Annotated in this window: 7 protein-coding genes; 5 read left to right on the forward strand and 2 right to left on the reverse strand. The window is 70.3% G+C overall.

Features of this window, described 5'->3' with window-relative positions; all coding sequences use genetic code 11:
• The first annotated feature begins 227 nt into the window (after positions 1-227).
• Positions 228-821, forward strand: a complete 594-nt coding sequence (locus A7D27_RS26415; RefSeq protein WP_069566625.1) for a cupin domain-containing protein — start codon at positions 228-230, stop codon at positions 819-821.
• 15 nt (positions 822-836) lie between these two features.
• On the opposite strand, the gene waaA is transcribed toward A7D27_RS26415, so the two are convergent.
• Together waaA and A7D27_RS26425 are read right to left on the reverse strand one after the other, a co-directional pair.
• A complete protein-coding gene (gene waaA / locus A7D27_RS26420; RefSeq protein WP_069563677.1) occupies positions 837-2,108 on the reverse strand; it encodes a lipid IV(A) 3-deoxy-D-manno-octulosonic acid transferase in 1,272 nt (423 codons plus the stop codon).
• Between the two features lie 85 nt (positions 2,109-2,193).
• On the reverse strand, positions 2,194-3,078 hold the full coding sequence (locus A7D27_RS26425) for a LysR family transcriptional regulator (RefSeq protein ID WP_069563678.1): 885 nt from the start codon (positions 3,076-3,078) through the stop codon (positions 2,194-2,196).
• Between the two features lie 93 nt (positions 3,079-3,171).
• On the opposite strand from A7D27_RS26425, the gene A7D27_RS26430 reads away from it, so the two are divergent.
• From A7D27_RS26430 to A7D27_RS26445, 4 genes are all read left to right on the forward strand, one after another.
• Positions 3,172-3,504, forward strand: coding sequence for a multidrug efflux SMR transporter (locus A7D27_RS26430; protein WP_069563679.1), 333 nt, complete (start codon positions 3,172-3,174; stop codon positions 3,502-3,504).
• Between the two features lie 81 nt (positions 3,505-3,585).
• Complete coding sequence (locus A7D27_RS26435) at positions 3,586-4,764, forward strand: FAD-binding oxidoreductase (protein WP_069566626.1); 1,179 nt, start codon at positions 3,586-3,588, stop codon at positions 4,762-4,764.
• Complete coding sequence (locus A7D27_RS26440; RefSeq protein WP_069563681.1) at positions 4,761-5,570, forward strand: aldo/keto reductase; 810 nt, start codon at positions 4,761-4,763, stop codon at positions 5,568-5,570. The genes A7D27_RS26435 and A7D27_RS26440 overlap by 4 nt, the downstream gene beginning before the upstream one ends.
• A 41-nt stretch (positions 5,571-5,611) precedes the next feature.
• Positions 5,612-6,512 (forward strand): metal ABC transporter ATPase (locus tag A7D27_RS26445; RefSeq protein WP_069566627.1); only part of this gene is annotated, 901 nt, incomplete at its 3' end.

Below are 6,512 nucleotides of genomic sequence, written 5' to 3' on the forward strand. Positions count from 1 at the left end.
TTCCGATAGGCGCGTCAGTCGCCCCCCAAAAAACGCGCCAAATATCCTTGAGAAACCAAGAGCCGACAAGACGAAAAGCACGACTTACGCCGGCTGAAAAGGGCATACGGCCATGCCGTCAGTGTTTCGGCGGCCGGCTGAAGCCGGGGCGCGCGGCGAGGGCCGAACCTGCCTTACAATGCCGCGCCCGACACACCGGGCCGCCGGCCTACAAGGACAGCCAGACCATGAGCCCAACGCCGCCCTCGCCCCAGGCCGTACCGCCTGAAAGCCAGTTCCTCGGTACCCGCATCCGCGGCCTGCGCAAGCGCCGTGGCATGACCCTGAGCGAACTGGCCGAGCAGAGCTCGCTCACCGCCGGCTACATCAGCCAGTTGGAACGCAACCTCGCCTACCCCTCGATCCCGGCGCTGTTCAACATCGCCCGCAGCCTGGGGGTGACCATCCAGTGGTTCTTCGGCAGCGAGGCCCCCGTGGCCGAGGCCGACCGGGGCTACGTGGTGCGGCGCAACGCCCGCATGAGCCTGCATTACGAGGACGGCATCACCGACGAGCTGCTCAGCCCGCAGCCCAGCCGTTCGCTTGAGGTCCTCCATTCGCGCTTTCCGCCCGGCACCTACAGCGAGGAGAGCTACAGCCACGAAGGCGAGGAAGCCGGCTACGTGCTGAGCGGGCAGTTCGAGCTGTGGGTCGGCGAGCGCCACTTCCTGCTGAACGAGGGCGACAGCTTCGCCTTCTCCAGCCAGGAACCGCACCGCTACGGCAACCCCGGCGAGCGGGATGCCCTGGTGCTGTGGATCGTGACCCCGCCGACCTTCTGACCCAGCGCCGCGCGCTCAGCCTTTGAGTCGGGAAGAGAGGCCCTCCAACAGGCGCTCCAGCGCGCCCTGGTTCGCCCGCAGCACGCCAAGCCCTGCATCGCGCATGGCAGCGGCGCGTGCGGCATCGGCCCAGAGCCCTTCGACGTCGCGGGCCAGGGCCTCGGCGCCGTCCACCTCCAGCAGGGCGCCGGCATCGCGCAGTTGCGCGGCGATTTCGAGGAAGTTGAACAGGTGCGGGCCGGACAGCACCGGTTTGCCCAGGGCCGCCGGCTCCAGCAGGTTGTGCCCGCCGTTGGGCACCAGGCTGCCACCAACGAAGGCGCTATCGGCCAGGGCATAGAGGAACAGCAGCTCGCCCATGGTGTCGCCCACCAGCACCTGGGTCTGCGCCGCCACCGACTCGCCGCTGGAGCGGCGCTGGCTGGCGAAGCCGGACTGGCGGCTCAGCTCGTACACCGAGGTGAAGCGCTCCGGGTGGCGCGGCACCAGGATCAGCAAGGCATCCGGACGCCGGGCCAGCACGGCGCGGTGGGCCGCGAGGATGATCTCGTCCTCGCCGGCATGGGTGCTGGCGGCGATCCACACCGGCCGCCCGCTGGCGCCCCAGGCGGCGCGCAGTTCGGCGGCCCGGGCCGGCAGGGCTGGGTCGATGCTGAGGTCGTACTTGATCGAGCCGGTCACCCCCACGCATTCCGGGCGCGCGCCCAGTTGGCGGAAGCGCTCGGCTTCGGCCTCGGTCTGCACGGCGATCCAGTCCAGCTCGGCCAGCATCGGCGCGGTGAGTTTGGCGAAACGCGCATAGCCCCGGGCGGAGCGGGCCGACAACCGTGCGTTGGCCAGCACCACCGGGATCCGGCGCCGCGCGCACTGGTGGATGTGGTTGGGCCAGAGTTCGGTCTCCATGATCACCGCCAGCTTCGGCCGCACCCGGTCGAGGAAGCGCGACGCGGCCCAGGGCAGGTCGTAGGGCAGGTAGCAGTGCTGCACGCGGTCGCCGAACAGCGCCTGGATGCGCTCGGAGCCGGTGGGGGTCATGCAGGTGAGGGTGATGGGCAGGTCCGGGTGGCGTGCCATCAGCTCGCGCACCATGGGCGCGGCGGCGATGCTCTCACCCACCGACACGGCGTGCACCCAGATGCCCCCCGGCTTGAGCGGCGGCAGGCCGAGGGCGAAACGCTCGCCGATGCGCCGGGCATAGGCCGGCGCCCGCCAGGCGCGCCAGGCCAGACGCAGGGCCACCAGGGGCAGGCCGAGATGGAAGAGCAGGGTGTAGAGGGTGCGATTCATGGTGAGGCCAGTGATGCGGACAGGGGGCGGATGATAACTGAGCGGTCCGCCAATCGAAGCGTTTTCGGGCGCCGGCGGTTGGGCCTCAACCCAGGGCCTGCAGGTGCTCCGCCAGTTGGTCGGCCAGCCACAGCGCGGCGGGGCCGAGGGCTTCGTCGCGCCGGCAGACCAGCTCCACCACCAGCGAGGGCGGCGTCCAGTCGCTGCGCAGCTCCACCAGGTGGCCCTGGTAGGCCGGGTACTGGGCCACGTGCCGGGGCAGCCAGGCCCAGCCCAGCCCGCGCATCACCAGTTCGGCCATGACGTAGAAGCTGTCGGCGCGCCACACCTGCGGCCCGAGCTGCTCGCCACCGGGATAGTGGCTGTCCTGCGGGGCCATGAGGATCTGCCGATGGCGCACCAGCTCGCGGCGGTCGGCATAGCCGCTGGCGGCCAGGGCGTGACCGGCGCCGCAGACAGTGACCATTTCGATGGTACCGAGGCGCTGGCGCTCCAGGGCGTCGGGCATGTGTTCGTGGTGGAACAGCAGGCCGAGGTCGGCGCGGCGCTCCAGCAGCTTGCGCGCCACGTCGCCCTGGGCGCTGCTGGCCAGTTGCACCTCCAGCATCGGGAAGGCCGCCCCCAGCGCCTCCAGGCTGGCCAGCACCGGCTGGTAGGGCATGGCCTCGTCCTGGGCCAGGCGCAGGCGCGCTTCCTCGCCACGGGACAGCCCCTGGGCGCGGCCCTCCAGGCGCTGGCACTGGCGCAGCACTTCGCGGGCCTCCTCCAGCAGGGCCGCCCCTTCCAGCGTCAGCCTGGGCTGGCGCCCGCTGCTGCGATCGAACAGCGCCACCCCCAGGTCCTCTTCCAGCAGGGCAATGGCGGTGCTGACGGCGGACTGGGCGCGGCGCAGGTCGCGTGCGACGGAGGAGAACGAGCGCCCCTCGGCCACGGCGACGAAGACGCGGAGCTGTTCGAGGTTCCAGTGCATGGCGGCTCAACCTATCTCTGATTCAGATGGGTAATGACTTTATCCCATCATGGAAAACTCTAGAATCCGCCCACCTGACAGGAGGGCCCGACCATGACCGGCTATATCTACCTCGCCATCGCCATCGCCGCCGAAGTGGTCGCCACCACCTCGATGAAGGCCGTCGACGGCTTCAACAAACCCCTGCCGCTGGTGCTGGTCATCGGCGGTTACGCCATCGCCTTCTGGATGCTGACGATGGTGGTGAAGAGCATTCCGGTGGGCATCGCCTATGCCATCTGGGCCGGGCTCGGCATCGTGCTGGTGAGCATCGCTGCGCTGGTGATCTACCAGCAGAAGCTCGACCTGCCGGCCGTGGTGGGCATGGGGATGATCGTCTCGGGGGTGGTGGTGATCCAGGTGTTCTCCAACAGCACCGGTCACTGATCCAGCGGCGAACGGCCACGCACGGCACACGCGACAGGGGCGCTATACTGCGCCCCTGTTTTTTCCCAGGCGTCGTCTCCCATGGCCGAACCCCTCAGCACCGACATCCTCATCCTCGGCGGCGGCATCGCCGGTCTCTGGCTCAACGCCCGCCTGCGCCAGCTGGGCTATGCCACGCTGCTGGTGGAATCCGCCAGCCTGGGCGGCGCCCAGAGCGTGAAGTCCCAGGGCATCATCCATGGCGGCACCAAGTACGCCCTGCACGGCGCCCTCACCGGCGCCTCCGAAGCCATCGCCGACATGCCGCGCCGCTGGCGCGAAGCCGTGGCTGGCAGCGGCGAGCTGGACCTCTCCGGCGTGCGCCTGCTCTCCGACGCACACTACCTGTGGTCGCCGGGCAGCCTGTTCGGCAACGTCACCAGCTTCTTCGCCAGCAAGGCCATGCGCGGCCGGGTCGACCCGGTCAGCGGCAGCGAGCTGCCCCCGGCGCTGCAACACCCGAAATTCAAGGGCAAGGTCTACCGCCTGGCCGAGCTGGTGCTGGACGTGCCCAGCGTGATCGCCCGCCTGGCCGAGCTGGCCGGCGACAGCCTGCTGGCCGGCCACCAGGTGGAGCCGCTGCGCGACGACGGCGAGGCTCTGGTGGGCCTGCGCGTGGACGGCCGCGAGATCCGCGCCCAGCGCATCGTGCTCAGCGCCGGCGCCGGCAACGAGGCGCTGCTGCAGGCGCTGGGCATCCAGCAGCCGGCCATGCAGCGCCGCCCGCTGCACATGGTCATGGCCAAGGGGCCGGGGCTGAAGCCGCTGTACGCCCACAGCCTGGGCGGCGGGCCGAAGCCGCGGGTCACCGTCACCAGCCACCCGGCGGCCGATGGCCAGTGGGTCTGGTACCTGGGCGGCGACCTGGCGGAAGCCGATGGCGTGGCCCGCAACGAAGCTGAGCAGATCGCTGCGGCCGAGCAGGAGATGCGGCAGTTGCTGCCGTGGATCGACTACACCGGCACCCAGTGGGCGACCCTGCGGGTGGAACGCGCGGAGCCGGCGCAATCCGGCCTGGTACGTCCGGACAACGCCTTCCTCGCCGAGCAGGGCAACCTGCTGGTGGGCTGGCCGACCAAGCTGGCCCTGGCGCCGGACTTTACCGACCGCGTACTGGCCAGCCTGGACCGCGACGGCATCCGCCCCGGCCAGCACGCGCCGCTGCCCGCCCTGCCCCGACCGCCGGTGGCCCAACCGGCCTGGGAGGAACTGCTGGGATGAACAGCCTGCACCACCTGCACCGCCCACTCGGCGACACCGGCCTACGGGTCTCCCCCCTGGGGCTCGGCACCGTCAAGCTGGGCCGCGACCAGGGCGTGAAGTACCCCTCCGGCTTCACCATCCCCGACGACGCTGAAGCCCGCCAGCTGCTGGCGCTGGCCCGTGACCTGGGCATCAACCTGATCGACACCGCGCCGGCCTACGGCCGCAGCGAGGAGCGCCTCGGCCCGCTGCTGCGTGGCCAGCGCCAGGACTGGGTGATCGTCAGCAAGGTGGGCGAGGAGTTCGAAGCCGGCCAGTCGCACTTCGACTTCAGCCCGGCCCACACCCGCCGCTCCGTGGAGCGCAGCCTCCAGCGCCTGGAGACCGACGTGATCGACCTGGTGCTGGTGCATTCCGACGGCAACGACGTGGCGGTGCTGCGGGACAGCGGCGTCTACGAGACCCTCGCCGAGCTGAAGCAGGCCGGCAAGATCCGCGCCTTCGGCCTCTCCGGCAAGACGGTGGAAGGCGGCCTGCTGGCGCTGGAGCGTGGCGACTGCGCGATGGTCACCTACAACCTCAACGAGCAGGGCGAGCGCCCGGTGCTGGACTATGCTGCCAGTCATGCCAAGGGCCTGCTGGTGAAGAAGGGCCTGGCCAGCGGCCATGTCTGCCTGGCACCCGGGGTGGACCCGGTGCGGGCCAGTTTCGAGCTGATTTTCGGTCACCCGGGGGTGACCAGCGCCATCATCGGCACCATCAATCCGCTGCACCTGTCCCATAATGTCGCGACCGCCGCCGCGGTGCTGGGTGGTCCAGCCTGACGCCGCGCCCGCGGCCGACCCCGACGCAAGGAGGAGCCGCCATGTCGCGCACCCTGGCCCGCAAGGACCCGACCCTCTTCAAGACCCTGCAGCTGCAGGTGGACGCCAGCCCGGACGGGCTGGCCTACCACAGCCTTGGCCTGCCGATGAACTTCGCGCAGATGCTCGAACGGCGTCGCCAGCCCCTGGCGATCGACGACAGCCAGCGCTTCTCGGTGCAACTGGCGAATCTCGGGGTTTCGGTGCGCCTGACCCTGACGCTGCACGGCCAGACCTACTGGGTGGTGGTGCGTCAGCGCCGCCAGGACCGGGGCGATACCGTGCTCAAGCTGATTTCCGGCTACGTGCCGGTCCATGAACTGAACCTGCCGCTGCTGACTGCCGTCCAGGAGGTGGCCGAGGAATGCCTGATCGAAACGCCGAACGGCTGGCTGGCCGGCCGCTTCGCCGACACCTGGCTGCCGACGCCCTACCCGAAGGCTCTGCATTACCTGGAGCACGCCTACTTCCGCCTCAGCCCGCTGTCCGGCGCGGCGCGGCCGGTGCAGAGCGGCAGCCTGCCCCTGCTGGAGCGCCCCCACGCCTACGTGCACCTGCCCACTGCGTCCCTGCAACTGGTCTATGACCTGGCCCTGGAGCTGCCCCGCGAGGCGCGCCAGCCGAGCCTGTTCCATGTCGATGAAGTGCTGCAGGGCGAGACTCTGGTGGCCAGCCTGGAGCGCCGCCGGCCGGACATCTACCTGCTGCCCTGCCAGGATGGCCAGCCCACCGGCGAGCTGTTCACCCTGCTGAACGGCGAGCTGAAGCCGGCCAGCACCCGGGGGCTGTGGCTGTCGGAAGGGTTTGCCGAGCAGGACGGCTGGCTGGTGCGCGACGAGCGGGTGCGCTGGAAGGACTGGCTGGCACGGCTCGGCACCGCACCGCCGAGCCGGCGGCGACTGG

Origin of the sequence: Pseudomonas sp. 1D4 (assembly GCF_001728925.1) — a bacterium.
In the GTDB taxonomy this organism is placed as follows: domain Bacteria; phylum Pseudomonadota; class Gammaproteobacteria; order Pseudomonadales; family Pseudomonadaceae; genus Metapseudomonas; species Metapseudomonas otitidis.

What these genes read in the sequence shown, in the direction of transcription:
- A7D27_RS26425 (WP_069563678.1), bottom strand. Translation starts at nt 3,078, where the DNA reads ATGCACTGGAACCTCGAACAGCTCCGCGTCTTCGTCGCCGTGGCCGAG.
- waaA (WP_069563677.1), bottom strand. Translation starts at nt 2,108, where the DNA reads ATGAATCGCACCCTCTACACCCTGCTCTTCCATCTCGGCCTGCCCCTG.
- A7D27_RS26435 (WP_069566626.1), top strand. Translation starts at nt 3,586, where the DNA reads ATGGCCGAACCCCTCAGCACCGACATCCTCATCCTCGGCGGCGGCATC.
- A7D27_RS26415 (WP_069566625.1), top strand. Translation starts at nt 228, where the DNA reads ATGAGCCCAACGCCGCCCTCGCCCCAGGCCGTACCGCCTGAAAGCCAG.
- A7D27_RS26430 (WP_069563679.1), top strand. Translation starts at nt 3,172, where the DNA reads ATGACCGGCTATATCTACCTCGCCATCGCCATCGCCGCCGAAGTGGTC.
- A7D27_RS26440 (WP_069563681.1), top strand. Translation starts at nt 4,761, where the DNA reads ATGAACAGCCTGCACCACCTGCACCGCCCACTCGGCGACACCGGCCTA.